Here is a 21,360-nt window from a genome sequence, read left to right as displayed (position 1 = left end):
GCTTACCCGTTACCCAAGCCGTTGGCCAGCGCACTCATGCCCTCCAGGCTTTCATCGTAAGGTAGAACCTGTCGGAACCCCTGTTGCAAAAAAGCATTGATGGCGGGCTCGGCACGAATGGACAGATCGATGCGTGGATCACTGCCCTTGCTGTAGGCACCAATTGAAATCAGATCGCGATTTTGCTGATAGGTGGAATACACCTGGCGTATACGGCGCGCCTGGTTCAGGTGCTCATCGCTCACCACATGCGGCATCACCCGGCTGATCGAAGCTTCAATATCAATGGCCGGATAGTGGCCACTGTCGGCCAGTTTGCGCGACAACACCACGTGGCCGTCAAGAATCGCACGGGCCGCATCGGCAATGGGGTCCTGTAGGTCATCGCCTTCGGTAAGCACGGTATAGAACGCCGTGATGGACCCCTGCCCTTCACCGCCGTTTCCGGCCCGCTCCACCAGCGCTGGCAAACGGGCAAACACCGAAGGCGGGTAGCCTTTGGTGGCTGGCGGTTCACCTACCGCCAGGGCAATTTCCCGCTGCGCCATGGCATAGCGGGTCAGAGAATCGATGAGCAGCAACACATTCATGCCCTGATCGCGAAAATATTCGGCTATGGTAACGGCGGTTTCACAGCCTTTGAGGCGCATCAGCGGAGAGGTATCCGCCGGAGCCGCCACGACCACGGCTTTTTGACGTTCTTCTTCGGTCAGAATGTCGTGAATGAATTCCTTAACTTCGCGGCCCCGTTCTCCCACCAGGCCCACCACAACTACGTCGGCCTGACTGCCCCGGGTCATCATTCCGAGCAACACACTTTTACCCACACCACTGCCGGCAAACAGACCCATTCGCTGGCCAACGCCTACGGTATTAAGCGCATTTATGGCACGTACGCCCACATCCATAGGGTGAGATATCGGGCGGCGGATCAGCGGATTCATAGGAGGTTTAATGGTTGGCACCCGGGCATCGGTAACAATGGCTCCCAGGCCATCCAGCGGCTGACCGTTGCCATCAACCACCCGTCCCAGTAACCCCATACCCACCGCCAGACCACTGTCGCGGTTAAGTGGCATCACCCGTGAGCCGGGCACAATTCCGCGCACCGCCTCGGTGGGCATCAGGTAGGTAATATCATCGCCAAAGCCAACCACTTCGGCTTCAATTTCACCTTCTATTGTTTGCACCATGCACTGACTACCCACGGGCAACTGACAGCCCACCGCTTCCAGTGTCAGGCCGATGCCTCTGACCAGCTTGCCAGCCGCCACTACGGGCGGATTCGGCACCTGCGCAAGCAGTCCCTCGAAGGACCGGTGCCAGGGGTTAGTCATCCTTAAGCCCCTGCTGCAGTAAAAACTTGTCCAACACTTCCCGGCAGCGTCGCTCGATGGAAACGTCCACCGCGTTCTGCTCGGTAACAATGTCACAGCCCCCACGTTGCATACTGGGTGACTCAACCAGATCCCAGCCTTTTTCTGCCACCGTTTGCGCTCCGAAGTGCTGCGTCACCAGTTCAATATCCTCGGGGTTCATCTGGATGCGGTAGCGTTTGTCATTAATGGGCAAGGCTTTGAGACCGTCAGAGAGGGCCTGCAAAATCACTTGTTCATGGGTTTGGATCTCAGTACGAATGACGGAGCGGGCAAGCGCCACAGCCAGCTTGACCAGTTGCTGGCGAGCCTCTTCATTGGCCTGTGACAAAGGATTGCGCAAGGTATCGGACAGCTGTTGCCACACCTCAGCCTGCTGCTGAACAACAGCCTTACCGGCTTCCAGGCCCTGTTGCTCGCCTTTCAGGAACCCTTCCTCAAAACCTTTTTCACGGCCTTCCTGTAGCCCCTGTTCAAGGCCCTGTTGATAACCATGTTCTTTCCCTTCGCCTACCCCCTCTTCATAGGCAGCCTGGCGAATGGCTTCAATTTCTTCTGCGGTCGGGGGCAGTATTTCTTCTTCCGGCTCAGGGGGCTCGTATTTCCAGTCGGAACGACGGTTAAGCGCATTAGTTTTGCCGTCATTCTGGCGCAACTGGGGATCTTCCATAAAAGGCAGATCCCAGGCTTTCAGCCCATCTACGTCAGACTGGGAAATTCGGCTGGGTTTGTTCATGGCTACCACACATCAACTATTACAGGAACTCTTCGCTGCCACCGCTGCCCAGCATGATCTCGCCGGTATCAGCCAGTCGGCGCGCCACCGACAGGATCTCTTTCTGTGCCGTTTCCACTTCCGAAATTCGCACCGGCCCCAATGCTTCAAGGTCATCGAGTAACATTTCAGCCGCACGCTTGGACATGTTCCTGGTGATTTTGTTTTTAAGCTCTTCGTCGGCGCCTTTAATGGCTTTCAGCAAAGCATCCTGCTGTACTTCACGCAGAATGGCCTGAATGCCCCGGTCGTCTACATCCACCAGGTTGTCGAATACAAACATCAGGTCCTGGATCTGTTGGCTCATCTCTTCATCCTGCTCACGGATGGCATCCATCAGCTGGCCTTCAATGGCCGTATCCAGATAGTTCATGATATCGGCAGCAGACTTGAGCCCGCCCATCTTGGCAGCCTGGGCGCCAGCCTGTCCGGCGAACTGTTTCTCCATGATTTCGTTCAGTTCCTGCAAGGCAGCTGGCTGCACTTCTTCCAGATTGGCAATACGCATCAGCAGATCCAGACGCACTTTTTCCGGGAACTGGGCCAGAATTTCGGCGCTTTGCTCCGGCTCCAGATACGACAACACAATGGTCTGGATCTGCGGGTGTTCGTTGCGGATGATGCTGGCCACCTGCTTTGAATCCATCCACTTGAGAGAATCAAGACCTTTGGCACCGGAGCCCATCATGATCTGGTCAATCAGGTTGGCGGCCTTGTCTTCACCCAGTGCTGCTGTTAGCGCGCGTTTAACAAAATCCTGGCTCTGGAAACCGATGGTGCTGTAGTTCTGAATGTCTTCAATAAAATGTTTGTGCACGGCAGTGATTTTGACCTGGGTCATATCATCGATTTTGGCCATTTCGGTCCCCAGCTTCTGAACCTGCTTGGGCTCAAGGTGCTTGAGGATCTGGGCCGCATCTTCTTCCGACAGGCTCAGCAACAAAATTGCGGCTTTTTCGACCCCTTCGAGTTTTCTGACGTCATACCGGGGTTCATCATCATCGATGGTCGTTATTTGGTTAGCCATACTGCGGCTCCTACTCGTCTTGTAACAACCAGCCCTTCACAACCTGAGCGGACAGCTCGGGTTCGTTGGCCACCAGGGCCCGAACGGCTTTCAATACATCTTCGTCTTTATGCAGGTCCGGCAACATCAGTGAACCATCCGGCGCAAAGCCCACCTGACCTTCATCAAATTCATTGGACAACATGGTAATGGTTTCGTCGCCCAAATCCAGCCCTTCGTCAGCGTCAAAGTCATCACTATCCTTGATATTTTCAGGATAGATAAGGCGGCGCAGCATCGGTTTGATCACGGCCAGTATCAGTACAATAATCACCAGGCCACCCACCACCAGCTTAAGGATGGGCATAAATTTGGGCTGTTGCCACAGTGGAAGTTCTTCAACCTCACCACCGTCAAACCGGGTAAAGGGCACACTAACCACTTCAAGGGAATCACCACGGGCCACATCAAAGCCAATACCACCCTGCAACAATCGGCGAATATTGAGGATCTCTTCCTGACTGCGCGGCACGTTCTCTGCCTTGCCATCTTCTGCCACTTTGCGTGTGTAATCCACCGCCACTGACACACTTAAACGGCGGATAACCCCGGTTTGCTTTTTAGTGTGGCTGATGGTGGTGTCCAGCTCATAGTTACGGGTGGATTCTTTTGAGGTACGCCCGGGTAAAGGTCGGCTGTTTCCACCGGCCAGAGCATTTTCGGGAATGTTACTTTCCATCGGCGGCTGGTTGGACAAAGCGCCGGGAATTCCGCCAGCGGCATCACCGACACTGCTCTGTTCCACCACCATCTCGCTGCGAACGGCCGGCAAGTCAGGGTTATAGCTGCGCTGGGTCTGTTCCATGGCGGTAAAATCCATGGATACATCGGCCTGGGCGGTGTAATTGCCAATCCCAAGAACCGGGATCAGAATGGCGTCGATTTTTTCAAGATACTCGTCTTCACGCTTACGCTCAATTTCGTACTCTTTGCGGGCCTGCACGCTCAATGAGTCCTGTGAACCGGAATTCAGCAAACGGCCATTACTGTCAGTGACCGTGACTTTCGCCGGCTCCATGCCTTGTACCGCGGAGGCCACAATGTCCACCACGGCGTCCACTTCTTCACCGGCGATCACCGCGCCCCGTTTGGCGGTCAGCACCACAGTGGCACTGGCCTTTTTCTCTCGGCGGGCAAATACGTTTTCTTTGGGCATGGCCAGCAGCACGCGGGCTTTCTGAATACTGGCCATATCTTCGATAGTTTCAGCGATCTGCTTTTCGCGGGCGTGCTTAAGGCGTTCCATCTCTACCCGCTGGCTTACACCAAAGCCCATATCCTGCATGATGATGTCGCTGCCAGCAGATTCAGAAGCCACCAACCCCTGGCGCGTCATGCCAAGACGGACGTTCTGGAACTCATCGTTGGGGATGAAGACAGTGTTGCCTTCGAGACGGTATTCAATTTGATTGGCGTCGAGATAATCCAGAGTTTCGATCAGCTCTTCAGTTTCCATTTTCGCCAGCGGGCGGTAGTCAGGTTCCTGGGTCCAGATGAAGATGAATACGGCGATGGCGACACAAATGACCAGCACCATGACCAGAGCTACCTGGCGCACCATATCGGCACTACCGAGGGTATCCATAAAGCCCGATTTGTTTTCCGACTCGTTGTCTGCCGGCCCGTTATTTTCACTCACCGTCAGGTTAGTGCCTGTTGCTTCCGCCATGCTAGATCCGCCCTACTGCTTAAACTGGCATATTCATAATGGTTTTATAAGCTTCAAGTACCTTGTTACGCACCTGTACTGTCGCTTCAAAAGCAATACCTGCTTTTTCCTTGGCAATCATAACCTGCGCCAGGCTCAAATTGGGATCTCCCATCTCGAACGACTGCTGCATGTCTTTGGACTGCAATTGCATATTGTTAACCCCTTCAACGGCCTGTTTCAGCATGGCTGAAAAGTCGCCGCCTGAAGAGACGTTGGCAACCGCATCGGGATTTTCATTCACCGGTAGACGAGTTTGGCCGATCATGGCTTGCATTTCTTGATACAAACTGTTGGCTTTAACGTCCATAACTACTCCTGTGGAACTGCCTGACCAGCATTGGGCTGGAAACTCGAATTTTTGATTATCTGAAAGCATTACAGCAATTACCACACCAACTTTTACAAGCCTTTAAATTCATGGTGTTACACTGCATGCCAAAAAGTTGACAGGAAATTTGAGGGTTAACGTTCCGGCGCGCGCCGGAATTTTGAATCCGCCCGACAATAACCATCGGTTAAAGCGGATAACTATGGCCTGAAAACAACAACGCCACCCGATCAGAGTGGCGTAGCCATTAGGGCAGGTTTTACCGGCCAATAGCCTCAGGCTGGGACATCAATGCCGTCTTCCCGCATTCTGGCCAGTTTGTAGCGTAAGGTTCGAGGGCTGATACCCAGTTTTTCCGCCACGTCCTTGCGTTTCCCCTTACACAGTTCAAGGGTGTCGAGGATGATCTGATGCTCCTGATGGCGCAGTTCTGAGCCCAGGCGACTGGAATCTTCCACCGGCGCTTCAACAACCGTATCCTGTGTATGCGGGCTGGTAGCCATATCCAGCATCAAATCGCCGGAGTCAATGCTTTCACCGTCACACAAAATCAGTGCCCGCTGGATCACGTTTTCCAGTTCCCTTACGTTACCCGGCCACTGATACTGGCTCAGTTTGTTACGGGCGGCGGCGGTCAGTTTGACCGAACTCCTGCCCTGGCTGGCAGCGTGGCGCTGAATCAGATGTTCGGCCAGAGGAACAATATCACCCGGGCGCTTGGCCAGAGGCTGCCACACAATTGGGAATACATTCAGCCGGTAGTAGAGATCTTCGCGGAACTCTCCGGCCTGCACAGCCTGGCGCAGATCACGGTTACTGGTGGCAATTACCCGCACATCCAGCTGCACCGTTTTTCTGCCGCCCAGACGCTCAACTTCACGCTCCTGCAATACCCGTAGCAATTTGGCCTGCAGGGCCAAATCCATTTCGGTGATTTCGTCGAGCAGCAAAGTCCCGTTTTGGGCCTGCTCGAACTTGCCCGGACAAGCCTGTACCGCGCCGGTAAATGCGCCTTTCTCGTATCCGAACAGGGTTGCTTCCAGCATGTTTTCCGGAATGGCCGCACAGTTAATCGCCACAAACGGGGCCTGGCTGCGCTCCGACTGATCGTGAATATAGCGGGACAACACTTCCTTACCGGAACCACTGGGGCCCAATACCATTACCGTGGCGTCGGATTTGGCAACCTTGCGTGCCAGTTCCAGCAATTTCAGGCTTGATGGGTCTGCCACCACAGGGTTGCGGGATTCAACCTTCTGGGCTGGCGCATAACGGCCAACCAGATTGAGCAAAACTTCCGGAGCAAATGGCTTGGACAAATAATCGGTAGCACCGTCGCGCATGGCCTGTACGGCATCATCTATGGTGGCATAAGCCGTCATCAGCAGTACCGGCAATTGGGGGTACTTGCTTTTAATGCTTTTAAGCAGTGCCAGCCCGCTCATCTCACCCATCTGAATATCACTGACCACCAGATCCACCATCTGGCGGGACAGGCTGATCATTGCCTGTTCTGCGCTGTCAGCGGTAACGATGCCGTAGCCTGCCAGTTGCAGTGTATCCACCAGGGCTTCGCGCAATCCCGCGTCATCTTCCACAATAAGAATGGTGCTTTTGCTCATTATTTTTCTCCTGCGTCTAACAGCAAGTCGGCATCCTGAATGTCCACAGACGGCACCCGAGGAAGAGAAATGGTAAAACAGGCGCCCTGACCTGCCAGATTGTTCACACCCAGTTGCCCTTTATGGGCAGACACAACCGATTTCACCACTGCCAGTCCCAGTCCGGTACCCTGGCTTTTGGTGGTAAAAAAAGGTTCGAATATTTTGCTCTGCAATTCGGCGGGAACACCCGGGCCGGCATCGCACACCGATATCGCTACCGCCTTTTCAACGGCGACAGCCTTCACACGTATTACGCCTTGTTTAGGCGACACCTGACTGGCATTGTGAATAAGATTGAGTAACGCGCCCTGCAGTGCCGGACCGTTACCCAAAATTGATGAATCCTGCTCAAAACCCTCAAAAATCAGCTGCTGTCCGGCTTGTTCAGCCATTGTCTGGGCATTGGCGTGCACCAGCTGTTCAATATCCTGCAGGCTCAGGGTGTTAACCACCTGATTATCGCCGGACTTGGCGAACAACAGCATGTCGTTAACCTGGCTCTCGAGATCCTTGAGCCGTGCATTGAGCTTTTCTGCAAACTGTACACGAGACTCATCAGGCAAATTTTTGCGGGTCAGGTTGGCCGCATACAACATGGCAGCAGACAGCGGTGTACGCACCTGGTGAGCCAAGGAAGCAACCATTTTACCCAGTGCAGACAGCCTCTGCATATGGCTTACACGCGCCTGCAATTCACGGGTTTCGGTCAAATCGGTTAATACAATCAACTGGCCAGGTTCGGTTTCCAGCGGTGTGATGGACAGCTTGACTCTGCGCCCATCAATCAGTGACACCTCATGACCATCATCGGCACGGGGGTTGAAAGAGCGGGCAATAATCGTACGCCACAATTCCCCTTCCAGCGGTTCACCCAGCAAATCTATCGCCTGACTGTTGGCCTGACGAACAATGCCTTTGCCATCGAGCACAATCACGCCCGCAGGCATCACCTGCAATAAATGAGACAGCCGATTGGCCTGGGAACGCAGGGCGTCGATTTCCTCTACGGAAGGTTGGGACGGGGAAGACGGAGGCACATCCGAGGCGCCATTAAGGTAGGAAACCGGCGCAGACTGAAGGGTTTCGCGATATTCGTTACCAACATTGTAAGTGGCAAAATTACTGCTCTGATATGCCATATCTTCCTCGTCAAAAAGCAGACGCAACAGGGTTTGATATAGCTACTTACACATTCTGTGCCAGAATTTTTTCAGATATATTTCAATAATTTAAAGAAGGATTAATCACTTCAAATGGAATGTCAATTATCTGACGTCTGCGGTTCTTCGCGCTGAATGTCATACTTGCGCATTTTTTCAACCAGTGTGGTTCGGCGCATTCCGAGTTTATCCGCAGCCCGGGCTACCACCCAGTCCTGCTGTTCCAGCGCCTGACGAATGAGGTTAATTTCCAGCTCGGACAAAAACTCCTTGAGATTAACCCCTTCCTCAGGAAGCTGAGAGGGTTCTTCAGACCAGTCGGATGTGCCTGCCTGTTCGCCGGTCGTCTGATCTTCACGGGCTGCTTCGGCAAACAGCTCATTGAAAGCCTCACGCTCGAGCAGTTCTTCCGGATAATCTGGCTGGTAAGCATTCACATCACCGTACTGATATTTGGCCGGCAAATCCTGAACGTCTACGATTTGCCCGGGGTACAAAATACTCAGACGTTCTACCAGGTTGGCCAGTTCACGTACGTTGCCGCTCCAGTTGTGCTCCATCAGTGAACCTATGGCGTGCTCTGTAAAACGGACGCTGTCGACACCTTCACCCTGTATACGGGTAACCAGCTCCTGCAACAATAGTGGAATGTCTTCCCGGCGCTCCCGTAGTGCTGGGCTGTCAATAGGAAACACGTTGAGCCGGTAGTAGAGATCTTCGCGAAATTTGTTGTCACGGATCATGGTTTCCAGATCCCGGTGCGTTGCAGCAATAATACGCACATTGCAACGCAGGGACTGATTCCCCCCCACCCGCTCAAAAATGCGTTCCTGCAACACCCGCAACAGCTTTACCTGCATTTGCATGGGCATGTCACCGATTTCATCCAGAAACAGTGTGCCACCTTCAGCCAGTTCAAAGCGCCCCTTGCGGGAGCTGATGGCGCCGGTAAATGCGCCCTTCTCATGGCCGAACAATTCACTTTCAAGCAGTTCACCGGGAATGGCACCACAGTTAACCGGAATGAATGGGCCATCCTTGCGTTGCGACATAAAATGCACATTGCGGGCGACCACTTCCTTGCCCGTACCGGATTCACCCAGAATCAACACCGTGGCGTCGGTGGGGGCCACCTGCTCAACCAAACGGCGTACTGTCTGTATTTGATCACTCTTGCCCACCAGACTGCGGAACAGCCGGGTTTTTCCACCAACCGCCTTCACCTTACCGGGCTTGCGTCGGCTGTATTCCTGACAACGATGAATGGCCTGGGTTAACAGAGGATAGGTAATAGGCAGGGTCATCACACTAACCAGATTGCATTTGGGCCTGACCATTCCATCCTGCGCCTGCAGCGCAACAAAAGGAATGTGAGGGAATTCCGCAACCAGCTGTTGAACCCGCTCGGGCTTGCAATAATCAATAAAGACCGCAGCCACTTTCACGGTTTTAAGAAATCCAGAACATTCTGCATAAGTGCGAGTTTGAACCGTCTCGCCCAGAAATGTGATGATGGTTTCTAGTTTGTCAATTAGATCGCCATTGTCACTGACGAGTAGAATGTCCTTCATCAAAACCCCGAAAAGGCAATCATTGCTTATTATTAGTGTTAGTAAAGTCTAGCCTATTTGCCGATTGTAACGGTAAAAGCGTCTGGCGCAACCACTACTGCGGATTCTGGCGCGATAAAAAAGCAGGCAGTCCTGCTTTTTTATCTTACCGACAGATTAAATTGTCGATTAACTGAGCAATGTAAGAACCTGCCCCTGCTGCTGATTGGCCTGTGCCTGCACCGAAATGGCTGCCTGCCCGAGTACATCGTTGGCCACACTTTGGGATACGGCCTGGGCATAATCGGTATCCTGAATTCTGCTGCGCGCTGCGGCAATGTTGACATCGGCTTCAGACAAACTGCGCGCTGCACTTTCAAGCTGATTTTGCACAGCACCCAAATCACCGCGTGCGGAGCCGATGGTTTCCAGTGCACTGTCGGACGCTTCAAGCGCGGCTTCAACACCACCTTCAGCGGTTACGTCGACATTCAGTACGTCGGTAAGCTGACTGGCGATATCGGTGGTTGCCACATCAATATTTTGACCACCATTGGCACCAACCAGAAAGCTCAGACTGTCATCGGAGGAAAGCAGCGGTTTACCGGCAAAGTTAGTCTGTTCAACGGTTTGGGTAATATTTTCCTGAAGCTGGGAAATTTCCGCCTGTATGGCCTTGCGATCACCGTCGCTCAATATCCCACTGCCCGCCTGCAGGCTCAATTCCCGAATGCGACTCACATCCTCGTTGATACCAGCCAGGCCGCTTTCAGCAACTTTGGCCAGTGAAATACCATCGTAGGCATTATGAATGCCCTGTCGATTTCCTTCGACCTGTGAAGTCAGGCGATCAATGATCTGCTGCGCGGCGGCGCCGTCTGCGGCACTGTTGATGCGCTTACCTGAGGCCAGTTTCTCCATCAGGTTGTTCTGCTTTTCCTGAACCTGCTGAAGCAACGACGCGTTGGATTTGGACTGGTTGACTTCTAACATACTTTCCCCCTTATACCTCATGTTCAGAATACCAAAGGCATGGCCAATTAGTAAGCAGGCAATCACACTTTAGGTATGCATTATAATACCAACCAAGGCGCACCCATACCTTCCGGTCAGGCACATACCATTCTGTGTAATTCGCAGCGGAAGCTTTGCCTGCCCGCTTTCATCTTTCTCAATACCCCGCAATTCCTACAGTTCAGGAACAATGAGAGTCTGCGCTTGGTCACAACACATGCCATAATGATATGCAAATGGGACAGGCTTGCGCTCCTTCGGTTTACCGGCTGATTGACACCCGCCATTGCGCTGGTTAGTAATGATTCAGGTCCGGACTGGGAGAAATCGAGTCTTTTCAGGACAATAAATATTTAAAACAGAACGTTGTGTGCGGTTAGCAGCAGGTCTTTATTATTTATGAATCGACCCCGGTTACCGATAACCCAATTATCACCCAGCCAGACTGTTGGCCATTACAGCCAGTAGAGTGTGAAATATGAATATCGTCGTGATCCCTGCCCGAGGCGGCAGCAAACGCATTCCACGCAAAAACATCAAGTCGTTTTGCGGTAAACCCATGATTGCCCATTCCATTACCGCAGCGTTGCGAAGTGGCGTGGTTGATAAAGTTGTGGTGTCCACTGATGATGAAGAAATTGCCCACGTCGCCCGAAAATTTGGTGCCGATGTGCCTTTCATGCGCCCGGCAGATCTTGCCAATGACACCGTGGGCACCCGCCCGGTGGTGCGCCATGCGGTTGAACAGTTACTTGACTCAGACTGGCCACTCAAACAGGTTGCCTGCATTTATGCTACGGCTCCACTGCTGCATCCCGGCCTGATTGCCGATGCGCTTGAACAGTTAAAGCGCTCCGGGGCGGATTACGTTTTCACCGCTGCACGGTTTTCGTTTCCCATTCAGCGTGCGTTGCTGAAAACTGAATCCGGCGGCGTTACCCCGTTTGATCCCGACAGTATTGGCAAGCGCTCGCAGGATTTGCCCGATGCTTTTCACGACGCCGGACAACTGTACTGGGCCAATCATGCAACCTGGCTGGACAGCACCAAGGATATCTTCAGCCCGACCTCACAGATGATCGTGTTACCGGACCACCGGGTTCAGGATATCGATACCCCCGAAGACTGGCGACGCGCCGAGTTGCTTTACAAGGTACTTCGCCAAGAGGGAGAGCTTTGAAGGTAATAAAATTCAGCTGCGTAATTATCATATATGCCTTCATAGAATTTAATCTATGATACATGAGCACTCAACAACCCAACATTTGCAACAGTAATTTATTAAAATGAAGTTATTTTTACATGTAGGCCCACATAAGACCGCTACAACGTTGATCCAAAAAACAATGCTCGATAACCAAAAAGTATTGCTTGATAACAATTTATTTTACCCATCAAAATTTATTAGAATTTTCGGTCACCATGACCTTATAAATCCAATCAGGAATCGCCAAATACACTCAGAAGACATATCTCATTTAGAAAAACCCGAGAAAAACATTCTATTATCGAGTGAGAATTTAATAAATCTAGAAGAGGATGATTTTGAGTACTTAAAAAATGCACTCTCTAATTTTGAAATAAATATTATTTATTGCTGGCGTAGAGCCACGAGTAAAATATTTTCTATTTGGCAGGAAATTGTTAAACATGGCGGAACTGAAACTTTTTATCAGTTTTCGTTTCCACATCTCGCCAAAACCAGCAAAAGTGCCACACTTTCAGCCGATCTCAAGTTGTTAATGCTTGAGAGAGTTTTTGGAAACGCAAGCATAAATATAATTGATTATGACAACTCTTTTATAAATAAAGACCTGATTCAACAATTTTTAAAAACATTGGGAATAAAATCTGAATTAGACATACGAATACCTTATAACGACGGAACGGCAACGAATACAGCACTTGAGAGCCACGATGTCGAGTTAATCAGAGCACTTAACGTTGCATTCTCGAAAAGAAAAAGCATTCAAGGAGCAAGTGTAAGAAGGGCATTTATCCTCAATCTAAAAAAGCTTAACTCAGACAACTTAAATGCTCTGCGGGAACTCATCAAATCAGATAAATCTGAGTACTATTTAGAGTCTTTTGATATAGACAGTAGAAGTGAAAAAATCATCCTTGACAGATTCCAAAAAAATATCACCAACTACCAATGCATCACCAATATTAAAAAAATATCCATCCCTACGCAAAACTGGTTAATTGACCCAAACGGCAGCAAAATGTTTGAAAAACTCTATCAGGAATTATCTGCATTTTTGTGAAGATTAAATTAATTTAAAACCGTTTATTTTTCCATTTTCTGTTAGGACAATAGATTTTTTATCTATCCCACTAGGCTTATCAGTGATAAAGGATACATTTATGTTCGAAGGTTTTCTGAAGATACATGCAGGCTTACTAAATAAAAATTCTGAATGCTCTCTGATTTATCTTTGATACATATATACCCTGAGTTTACTAAACATCACTTCCAAAGCGCCTCGTCAAAATCCGGGCATAGTTTAAGCAGCTCCTCTCCTGTCTCTTTAAGAGCGTCTTTGGTTACCGCTGGTATTTTTAAATCCTGAACCAAATTTTCATCAGCCTTATTCACCCTAACCTCCGCACTTTTCACTTCGAAACTTGGCAAACCTAGGTGCACCATACAACGATCAATTTGGCCCTGAGTATCAATCACATTTTTTTCATACTGCAGGCAAAGTAAATTATCGCCAACTTTTTTCTTCAACCAATGTAACCTTTGAGGAAAAATAGAAATTTGAGAGAACAATGATGGAACTGCATCGTAGTTTAAATACATGAACCTAGCCTCTTCGCTTTCTTTCAACATGCTTCTAGCCCGGTTTCGCATCAGTTGGTTAAGCCAAGAATAAAACATGGGAAGAGGCGAACGAAAAGTCAAAAAAAACTTGATATCAGGAAACGCTTCTACGACTCTTTCCAATGCATAAGGGTGGGAAAAATACAAGGTTGACCATTCGCCACTAATAATATTAGCTTCCGCCTTTTTAAAACCTTTTCGATAACCATTAAGAAATTGGTCATTCTGGTTTTCTGACCAGGCGTGACAAAAATAGCAAGTTTCCTTAACGTTAAATTGATTTGATTCAATGAGCGGATGCTGTAATAACAACTCAAACCACCAGGAAGTTCCTGTTTTGGGTGTACCTAAACCAATAAAAGATGGAGCACACTCTGAGTCATGAACCTCATCACTAGCCCAGATCGGACTTAACATCTGTTTTGAAAAGCTCACTATTTACCCACCACACGAATTGTACCTTCCCAAAAATTGCTGTCCGTGCACGTTTTACATGGTGAAATATCGTTACCGCACCCCGTTTTAGACTTAAGCGTATTTGCATCGGCCGAGTAATAAATATTAAATAAACTTTGGTTCATAATGTTTCCGAGGTGCAAATCCATATTGACATCGAGATTGCACGGCGAGACATTCCCCTGCCAATCCACCTGACACATTTTGAGATCCCACACATTGCATCGTCCTGATGTAATGGATGGATCACTAATTTTTCCACCGTAGGATAGAACTGGCTTTACTATGAGCTCATCTGAAACGCCAAGGTATGGCGTCCAGTAATCGATAAATCGATTGGACTGACCTTGGTTGAACTGACTCTCAACGAACACTAGCCGTGTAGGCCGATGATCAGGCAAACTGAACCACATTTTCATTTTTTCATGTATGGCTTCCAGTCGATTCTTTTTAATCGACTTCCCATCCAGGCTCCTGACTCGTCCGGGTCGTGCGATATCGAAAACATCGCTGTCGATTGCGTCAATGCTCAGACGGATTTGATCAACTTTTGCGTCAATCCACAATTCCATAATACTTGGATCGAGTAACGACATATTTGTGTTTGTCACCACGCGATAATTTTGTCTCGACTTCATCACAGTTAAAAATTCATGATATTTAGGATGAAGAGTCTGCTCACCAAAAAAATTAAGCTCTACCGTCTTGGCTACTCTCTCACATTCATCCACAATTCGATGAAAAACTGGCGAAGTTATGTTGCCGATCTGTCTGTCATACACCGCTCCTGCGGGCTGTGGCTGCTTACTATAACGATACGCCTGAGGGCATATCGGGCAGCGAAAGTTGCACGCATTGGTAAACTCGATGCCGACAATGAGGCGCTGCTCCTCTTCAAGCCAAGGAGATTGTTCAAGTGGTTTTAACGTTTGCTGCATAAAAAAGCTCTTCCTGTCGCTGAATATCGACGATACTCCGATATCTCCCACTCAGGATTTTCAGTCTGCCATTGAGCAAGAGCTCTCTTTTCTCCTTTGGAGGAATCGCCCCACATTGAGTCATAGTCATCAAAGAGCAAAATGCACCCTTCAGCCAAATGAGCAGTCACAGCATTCAACACATTGTAGGCCGCCGGATAAACATCGCAGTCAATGTGAACAACAGCCAACTTATGATTAATGGTGCTCGCTTTGCTCTGTAATACAGGAACATTATCGAAATCGCACTCTACAACAGAAAAGCGTGACAGGTCGGCGCCACAAATTTCTAAATTCACAGAAAAGGTTTGCTGGTTAGCGTAGTAGTCTCCTGTTTGGTAAAATTTTTCTTCTCCATCGGCTTTACCCAGAATCCCTTTAAAGGAATCGAATGCGTAATAGTGCCCCAGGGTTTCATTCAACAGATGCCATGCCAATGTGCAGGTCCTACCGTCGAACACTCCAAATTCAGCGTACGCCAAATGCTGGCTTATTGTCTGCTTCATTCCGCGTAAATAGCTGGCACACAACTGAAACATACCTGGGTAAGAAAGCCCTTGCGCAGAAACATCCGGCTTTTCGAAAAAAACGTTTCTAGCATTCCCAAAAACCACAGGAACACCATAATCTTTCCACTGATTTAATAACTTGCTGGTTTGCAAAGCCTCGTTTAGTGAATGCTCGAAAACAACAAGAATCGAATTTTCGGGAAAGGTTATTTCAACATTTTCGGGATATACAAGCTGGAGGTGGTCACTAAGTTCAAAATCATTCTCGTACAGTACTTGCTTAGCGAAATCCAAAGCCGATGCGTCTCTGGAAACAATCCATTTGTATTCATAATGAGTTTTACAATATCGAACTAAAGCGCCCATCAGCCCTCCCGTAAAAAAGTATATACTCGCTCAGCACTCACTCCCTTTGAGCTTAAAAAACTGGCGATGGATTGTGCATTTTTAAAACTGGCAATAATAATAAACTGATCCCGCGAAGTCGCTGAGTAACGCCTCACTGGCACATCGTGAATGGCGTGTTCGACGTTCAAAAAGCTGTCGTAAAAACACTCAACTTTGATATTGTTCTGGCTGAGAACAGAGTTCAGATATTGTGCAAACTCACCACTACCATAAATAGCGATTGGCACCCCACTATCTATCAAAGCACTGCAGCACTTAATGAGTTCAGGAAACTTGTCTGAGACCCTTCTCAAACTCGCCTGAGGACCAAATCCGAGATATCGGCGACTGTCAAAAGGATGTGGAACCAGATGACCTCCCAAAACAGATGGCTCATCATGAACATGATGGTGATTCTGATAACCATAGGCTGTAATGATTTCACTGAAATTGGATGTTAGCCACTGTGCCTCTTCACTGGAAATCGATTTCGTTTTAGAGGCAATCTGTTGACTCACCCCTTTTGTTAAAGAACTCAAAAAACTCTGATTCGACTCAGACACATAAGCGATGTCCTTCAGCTTGGTCTCGCCCTCTGTCATAAATTCATGATAATCGATGGGCAGCGACTTACAGGCCTCTTGCAAAGCGTCTTTGGGATTTGCCACAAATGTTTCAAAGTTGATAATAGGATGCCCCTGAGAGACAAACCATTCCCAATCTCGCAAGAACCGACGAAATCGCAAAATGAGCGGTGGATCCTCTGCCGTAGTACTGTTTAAGCCATACCATTTCGACTTCAATGAGACCCACGCATCAAAAGGGTTTCTAACAATAAGCAGAGGGAATACCTGATACCCTTGCAGCGAATAGACTTCAGCCACTTCCTGCCAAGTAAAACTGATTGTGGTCATTTTTACCCAGGTAACCGGCTTTTTCGCCAAGCTAAGCTCATACTCAATCCGGTCGGAAGCCATGTCCAATACTCCATCCAAATCAGGGTGTTTCAAAAAAGCACTGGAAACCAGCGTGGTACCACCACTTTGCAGCCCGGATGCCAGTATCATGGGTTTGGTCAAAATACCCTCTCCTTATTCACTCCATTCGAAAGCAGGTGCGAATAAATATCATCGTAATATCTGTGTGCTGTGATCAGCACCACAGTGTCTGATGTAAACTCAACTTCGTCAGGGTGCAGAATATGACTTCCCATAAGCTGTCCACCAGCCCTTGCAGAATCAACAACGATAACCCTAATCAACCGTTGTGAAATGGTAAGAAGCATTTTTGCAATGTCGTTGGCGCCCCATAAAACCAGCGATCTTATTTCCTGCTTCCCCTCAAGCGCTCTTAGCATGGTATGAAAACGTTGCAGAGCGATGCCTCTTACTACTTCCTGAACACGCCAATCTAACAGTTCGTGCTGCAATGTGTGCAACGGTTTCGGAGCTTGAATTTGGCTGTCAGCAGGCCAAATGCACGCAGCCAAAGATTCTGGTAAATCGGCAAGCATAAATTTAATTTCAGCAGAATTGCTCGCATTCGCCTGCAGGCATTTCCTCAAATGCTCGGTCACCGCGTCCATTTTTTCTGGAACAAATTGCGCGATATGACGCCAATATTGTTTGAAAAAACTTAACGCTGCCATCACTTGATTGTCTGACTGAACCGGGCATTGCAAGAAGAATCGAGTCCAAACCTTCACTCGAGTCTTATTCATGTTTTCAATGTGCGAAGACATCGAGCCGCTTCGTTTAATGTATTTGCAGGAAACGGTGTGAATGGTTGCGAAAGTGCTTTTTCTTAAAGCTAACTTGCATATAAAATCGTAATCTTCATGCCCACCGTGCAGTTCATCTGTTTCATCAAAACCAATTGATTGCAGCTTGGGGACCTTGAAGCAGTAACAGTGGACAGGGGCAGGATTGCCTCTGAGCAATGCGGCGATTGGATCCCCTATCTGTGGAAAAACGTCCGATTTTTCGCCGTCTCTCTGCAAAGTATAACCAGAAACAAACACATCAATATTCGAAACAACCTTGTCGCTGGGTAAATGGCCTAACGCACCTGGATAAAGCTCATCATCGGCGTCGAGAAACATCACCCAATGGGTACTTACCGATCGCAACCCGGTATTTCTGGCCGCCGCCAGGCCCATGTTCGATTGCCGGATCACCGTGAGCGATGACGGAAACGGGTAGTCATCCAACTCAATTGGGGTATCCGAACCATCATCCACGACAATGACCTTTTTGGGTAGTGGTCGCAACTGAGCAATGGACGCCAGAGCACCCAGCAACAACTCATTATGGTTGTAACATGGGATGACAATAGTAGCGTCAACGTACTTCACAGTGCGCTGGCCCAGTAGGCCCTGTGGGCTTGGTAAGTGTTGTGTTCAATGTTTCTGATTCTAGATGCGGTTTGCCAGAACCGGGTATCCCAATCTTCACCATAAGTATCAACAAAATACTGATACGCAAACCGTTTGGCATTAACCAGATAGTCTTCTCTCGATATAGTTTTGGTGGCTTTATTGCCGTAGGTGGTTCCCCCAAGATGCAGATAGTCAAGATGGTCGTAATACGCCAAGTACCAACCATCTGAATACAGTTTGTAACTGTATTCGTGGATAGCGCCCCAACAATATTTGAACTGGGCGTTCAAGAAGCCGTATTTGCGGACCACTTCACCACGCATAAATAAAAACAAATAATCTGATGTTGTTACCGGTCTTACCCCGACAGACTGTGGCTCAGCCCCAGGATACTTAGCACCTTTTTCTGTTGGCGAAACAACCCCGAGCTCAGGATTCTGCTGCATAACCGAAACTAATTCAGCCAGAAAATCCGTTTTGTCATTGATGAACACATCGTTCATGCAGAAAAGGTAATAATCGTATTCGCGTTGAAGGTTTAAATAATCTAACCCAACATTGTGACCGAAACATTTACCTTTAAAATCATCGTCAGAATACAGCACCGTAGAATGAGCAGTGAGATTTTGTGGCTCAGTCCCACATTCGACAATAAGTATGTCTTTATTTGGATAACTGTCCTGCTCAAATTGTGCCACACTCCTTTCAACCAGATCTGGGCGGTTGCGTGAAACGATGATAATGGCAATACTGGGCTGTTTGTTCATTTTTTCCACTCTCTATGGATAACTTCCACATCTATGCCTTTTGCGCGAATTTTGCTCGCCACATGCTCTACAATAATTGCAGAACGATGTCTTCCTGCATTGCAGCCCAGAGCAATTCTTGCGTCATCATCCAGAGTGATAATCACATCCAGCATCGGCAACAGTGCATTTATGAAATCTTCAACCTTGGGCTGACTAAGGACATAGTCCATCATTGCATTATCCGGCTGGTCGAACAGACTCCACCTACTTTCACGGGCAGGGTTCTTCGCAAAGCTGACATCGAAATAATAATTCGCATTGGGAATGCCATATTTAAACCCAAAACTGATGAGTGTTAATTTTTGCATATTCGCCTCCCGGCCTACTGTCTACTGCTTCTGCATACAACGGTTAAAACGACGACGAATTTCGTTGGTTGTATGTGCATTTATTTCGCCTAACTGAGGCAATATTTTTTCTACGCTCTCGGTAATCCCTGTCATGTCTTGACAAGGAACTCCCGTCAGCAATTCGTCACAAAATCGATTCACATCGTGATTATCAAAATTAATGCCCAGATTTTCCCAAATGGACGACAAGACTCGCTTGCGAAGCCTTATTTGATTAGTTTTGCGTTTTACAGAAATATTATCGGCATGCACCCGATAATGCATTAGCACTTCCCGGGCTGCATACCCTCTAAACGGCGAATTAAACAGCACCCGGGCCAGCCATTCGTAATCTTCCATGTCCTGATAACTAGGATCATAATGAAATTGCTCGTACAGCTCGCGCTTCACCATCCAACTGGGGTGGCACAGTGGCGTATTACCTAGCATTGCCAGGGCTTCGGTCTGCTTTGCTGTCTGTCGATAATGCCAGACCCCTGAGTGATTCCCGATCAGTGACACTTTACACCCCAGTACACCAAGAGACCTGTCCGATGAGAAATACGCCAATTGCTTAGCAATTCTGTCCGGGAAACACACATCATCACTGTCCATCCGCATTACATATTCCCCATGAGTATGAGGAAGTAATGCATTCAAGCTGCGAACAATTCCTTTGTTGCCCGAGCTAAAAACCTTTACCCTGGTATCTCTGGTTGCCCATTGTTGGGCTATTGAATCAGTTTCATCCACCGAACCATCATTCCAGATCAGTAACTCCAACTCGGGGTGTGTCTGAACCAATACAGACTCAATCGCCTCAGATAAAAATGGTCCCGCATTGTGAGCTGGCATCCAAACTGAAACTTTAGTCATCAACTGCGCCGTTTAACCTGTCAAAACATTTCAACGCATTATCGACAGCATCATCCATATTGTAATACTTATAGTCAGCAAGCCTTCCAAGTACCGTCATATTAGGAAATTGCCTGACCAAACCTTGGTAAATATCGTGGGATTTTGTATTTTTCTGATTGAATATCGGGTAATAAGGTATGTCGCGTTCTGGATCATGCCGAACAAAATTCTGAGGGTATTCTTTCACTATTACGGTGTAATCAGATTCAGCTGGCAAAATATGTTTAAACTCTGTAATGCGGGTAAAGGCTTCTTCGTTAGGATAATTAACCGTTGTGGCGGGCTGATAAAACGCTTTTTTATGACGCTCATAAACAAACTTCAGGGAACGATAAGGCAATTCCCCGTGAGTATAACTGAACAGCCCGTCTAACATACCTGTGTAAACAAGTTGGCCGTCAAAGCGACGGCCATCAAAGTAGATTTTTCCGGTATCTCGATTTAGCGACAGCCGTTGCGTGCCATCACAATTTAAAACCAGCTCTATGTTCGAATGTGCCAGCATGCGCTTAAACAATTCACTGTAACCCTGCGCAGGAATGGCCTGAAAAAAATCATGGAAATAACGATTATCCCTCGAAATCACCACCGGAACTCTCGCCGTTACCTCAGGGGAGATATCTTCTGGCGCACAACCCCACTGTTTGACCGTGTAGTTGACAAAAAATTTGTCGTAAACCGTCTGGCCCAATTGTCTCAATAACGGCTCCGAACTGTTTTTCAGAGTCAAAATTGGAACTTTTTGTCCTTCCCCATAATTTTCAAACAACAATGCCTTGAGTTTTCGGGCGTCTTCCACTGAATAAAGACAATCCAGCGTATTTAAATTAAACGGCAATGGCACCAGTTGATTATCAACGCGGCTGAGTACCTTATGCTCGTAGCAATGCCAGTCTGTAAACTGGGATAAGTAATCCCATACATGCTGCTTGTTGGTGTGAAACAAGTGGGGTCCATAGCGATGCACAAGAATACCGTCTTCGTTTTTATAGTCATAACAATTTCCCGCTATATGCTCACGTTGCTCCAGCACCAGTACCTTTTTATTGGCAACTGTCGCAAAACGTTCAGCAATAACAGCACCAGAAAAGCCAGCACCTATAACTATGACATCAGGGTTAATCATG

The 21,360-nt window shown here is 48.4% G+C and carries 20 protein-coding genes; 2 read left to right on the top strand and 18 right to left on the bottom strand.

The window, feature by feature from the left end; genetic code table 11:
• Positions 1-2: 2 nt before the first annotated feature.
• The 9 genes from fliI to DXV75_RS10570 all read right to left on the bottom strand — a co-directional run bounded on the left by fliI (position 3) and on the right by DXV75_RS10570 (position 10,623).
• On the bottom strand, positions 3-1,337 hold the full coding sequence (gene fliI / locus DXV75_RS10610; protein ID WP_115593403.1) for a flagellar protein export ATPase FliI: 1,335 nt from the start codon (positions 1,335-1,337) through the stop codon (positions 3-5).
• Positions 1,330-2,112: a flagellar assembly protein FliH gene (gene fliH, locus DXV75_RS10605; RefSeq protein ID WP_115593402.1), complete on the bottom strand. Its 783-nt coding sequence runs from the start codon at positions 2,110-2,112 to the stop codon at positions 1,330-1,332. Before fliH ends, fliI begins: the two co-directional genes overlap by 8 nt.
• A 19-nt stretch (positions 2,113-2,131) precedes the next feature.
• Positions 2,132-3,178 carry a flagellar motor switch protein FliG gene (gene fliG, locus DXV75_RS10600; RefSeq protein WP_115593401.1) on the bottom strand — a complete coding sequence of 349 codons (1,047 nt, stop codon included), beginning with the start codon at positions 3,176-3,178 and terminating at the stop codon, positions 2,132-2,134.
• A gap of 10 nt (positions 3,179-3,188) precedes the next feature.
• Entirely contained in the window at positions 3,189-4,886 is a 1,698-nt protein-coding gene (fliF, locus tag DXV75_RS10595; RefSeq protein ID WP_115593400.1) for a flagellar basal-body MS-ring/collar protein FliF, read from the bottom strand.
• Between the two features lie 19 nt (positions 4,887-4,905).
• Positions 4,906-5,235, bottom strand: a complete 330-nt coding sequence (gene fliE, locus DXV75_RS10590) for a flagellar hook-basal body complex protein FliE (protein WP_115593399.1) — start codon at positions 5,233-5,235, stop codon at positions 4,906-4,908.
• A gap of 296 nt (positions 5,236-5,531) precedes the next feature.
• A complete protein-coding gene (locus DXV75_RS10585; protein ID WP_115593398.1) occupies positions 5,532-6,878 on the bottom strand; it encodes a sigma-54-dependent transcriptional regulator in 1,347 nt (448 codons plus the stop codon).
• Positions 6,878-8,059: a sensor histidine kinase gene (locus tag DXV75_RS10580; protein WP_115593397.1), complete on the bottom strand. Its 1,182-nt coding sequence runs from the start codon at positions 8,057-8,059 to the stop codon at positions 6,878-6,880. Before DXV75_RS10580 ends, DXV75_RS10585 begins: the two co-directional genes overlap by 1 nt.
• 122 nt (positions 8,060-8,181) lie before the next feature.
• Positions 8,182-9,651, bottom strand: a complete 1,470-nt coding sequence (locus tag DXV75_RS10575) for a sigma-54 dependent transcriptional regulator (protein WP_115593396.1) — start codon at positions 9,649-9,651, stop codon at positions 8,182-8,184.
• A 168-nt stretch (positions 9,652-9,819) separates the two neighbouring features.
• The gene (locus DXV75_RS10570; RefSeq protein WP_115593395.1) at positions 9,820-10,623 is read right to left on the bottom strand and encodes a flagellin; all 804 of its coding nucleotides are present in this window, start codon (positions 10,621-10,623) and stop codon (positions 9,820-9,822) included.
• 499 nt (positions 10,624-11,122) lie between these two features.
• On the opposite strand from DXV75_RS10570, the gene pseF reads away from it, so the two are divergent.
• Positions 11,123-11,824, top strand: coding sequence for a pseudaminic acid cytidylyltransferase (gene pseF, locus DXV75_RS10565; RefSeq protein WP_115593394.1), 702 nt, complete (start codon positions 11,123-11,125; stop codon positions 11,822-11,824).
• A gap of 106 nt (positions 11,825-11,930) precedes the next feature.
• Positions 11,931-12,911: a hypothetical protein gene (locus DXV75_RS10560; RefSeq protein WP_115593393.1), complete on the top strand. Its 981-nt coding sequence runs from the start codon at positions 11,931-11,933 to the stop codon at positions 12,909-12,911.
• A gap of 203 nt (positions 12,912-13,114) precedes the next feature.
• On the opposite strand, the gene DXV75_RS10555 is transcribed toward DXV75_RS10560, so the two are convergent.
• The 9 genes from DXV75_RS10555 to glf form a co-directional block, all read right to left on the bottom strand.
• Positions 13,115-13,906: a sulfotransferase domain-containing protein gene (locus DXV75_RS10555; RefSeq protein WP_115593392.1), complete on the bottom strand. Its 792-nt coding sequence runs from the start codon at positions 13,904-13,906 to the stop codon at positions 13,115-13,117.
• The gene (locus DXV75_RS10550) at positions 13,906-14,865 is read right to left on the bottom strand and encodes a radical SAM/SPASM domain-containing protein (RefSeq protein WP_115593391.1); all 960 of its coding nucleotides are present in this window, start codon (positions 14,863-14,865) and stop codon (positions 13,906-13,908) included. The genes DXV75_RS10555 and DXV75_RS10550 overlap by 1 nt, the downstream gene beginning before the upstream one ends.
• Positions 14,850-15,779, bottom strand: coding sequence for a class I SAM-dependent methyltransferase (locus DXV75_RS10545; protein ID WP_115593390.1), 930 nt, complete (start codon positions 15,777-15,779; stop codon positions 14,850-14,852). Before DXV75_RS10545 ends, DXV75_RS10550 begins: the two co-directional genes overlap by 16 nt.
• Positions 15,779-16,777, bottom strand: a complete 999-nt coding sequence (locus tag DXV75_RS10540) for a hypothetical protein (protein ID WP_147291825.1) — start codon at positions 16,775-16,777, stop codon at positions 15,779-15,781. Before DXV75_RS10540 ends, DXV75_RS10545 begins: the two co-directional genes overlap by 1 nt.
• 98 nt (positions 16,778-16,875) lie before the next feature.
• On the bottom strand, positions 16,876-18,153 hold the full coding sequence (locus DXV75_RS10535) for a glycosyltransferase family 2 protein (protein ID WP_181898403.1): 1,278 nt from the start codon (positions 18,151-18,153) through the stop codon (positions 16,876-16,878).
• Positions 18,150-18,953 (bottom strand): glycosyltransferase family 2 protein, encoded by an 804-nt coding sequence (locus DXV75_RS10530; protein WP_147291824.1) that lies wholly within the window; start codon positions 18,951-18,953, stop codon positions 18,150-18,152. The genes DXV75_RS10535 and DXV75_RS10530 overlap by 4 nt, the downstream gene beginning before the upstream one ends.
• Positions 18,941-19,294, bottom strand: a complete 354-nt coding sequence (locus DXV75_RS10525; RefSeq protein WP_115593386.1) for a RapZ C-terminal domain-containing protein — start codon at positions 19,292-19,294, stop codon at positions 18,941-18,943. Before DXV75_RS10525 ends, DXV75_RS10530 begins: the two co-directional genes overlap by 13 nt.
• A gap of 21 nt (positions 19,295-19,315) precedes the next feature.
• The gene (locus tag DXV75_RS10520; protein ID WP_115593385.1) at positions 19,316-20,191 is read right to left on the bottom strand and encodes a glycosyltransferase family 2 protein; all 876 of its coding nucleotides are present in this window, start codon (positions 20,189-20,191) and stop codon (positions 19,316-19,318) included.
• Positions 20,184-21,359 (bottom strand): UDP-galactopyranose mutase, encoded by a 1,176-nt coding sequence (gene glf, locus DXV75_RS10515; RefSeq protein WP_115593384.1) that lies wholly within the window; start codon positions 21,357-21,359, stop codon positions 20,184-20,186. The genes DXV75_RS10520 and glf overlap by 8 nt, the downstream gene beginning before the upstream one ends.
• Position 21,360 lies beyond the last annotated feature (1 nt).

The sequence above is a fragment of the Alteromonas aestuariivivens genome (assembly GCF_003367475.1).
In the GTDB taxonomy this organism is placed as follows: Bacteria; Pseudomonadota; Gammaproteobacteria; order Enterobacterales; family Alteromonadaceae; genus Alteromonas; species Alteromonas aestuariivivens.
This window is presented reverse-complemented; position numbering and strand designations above follow the sequence as displayed.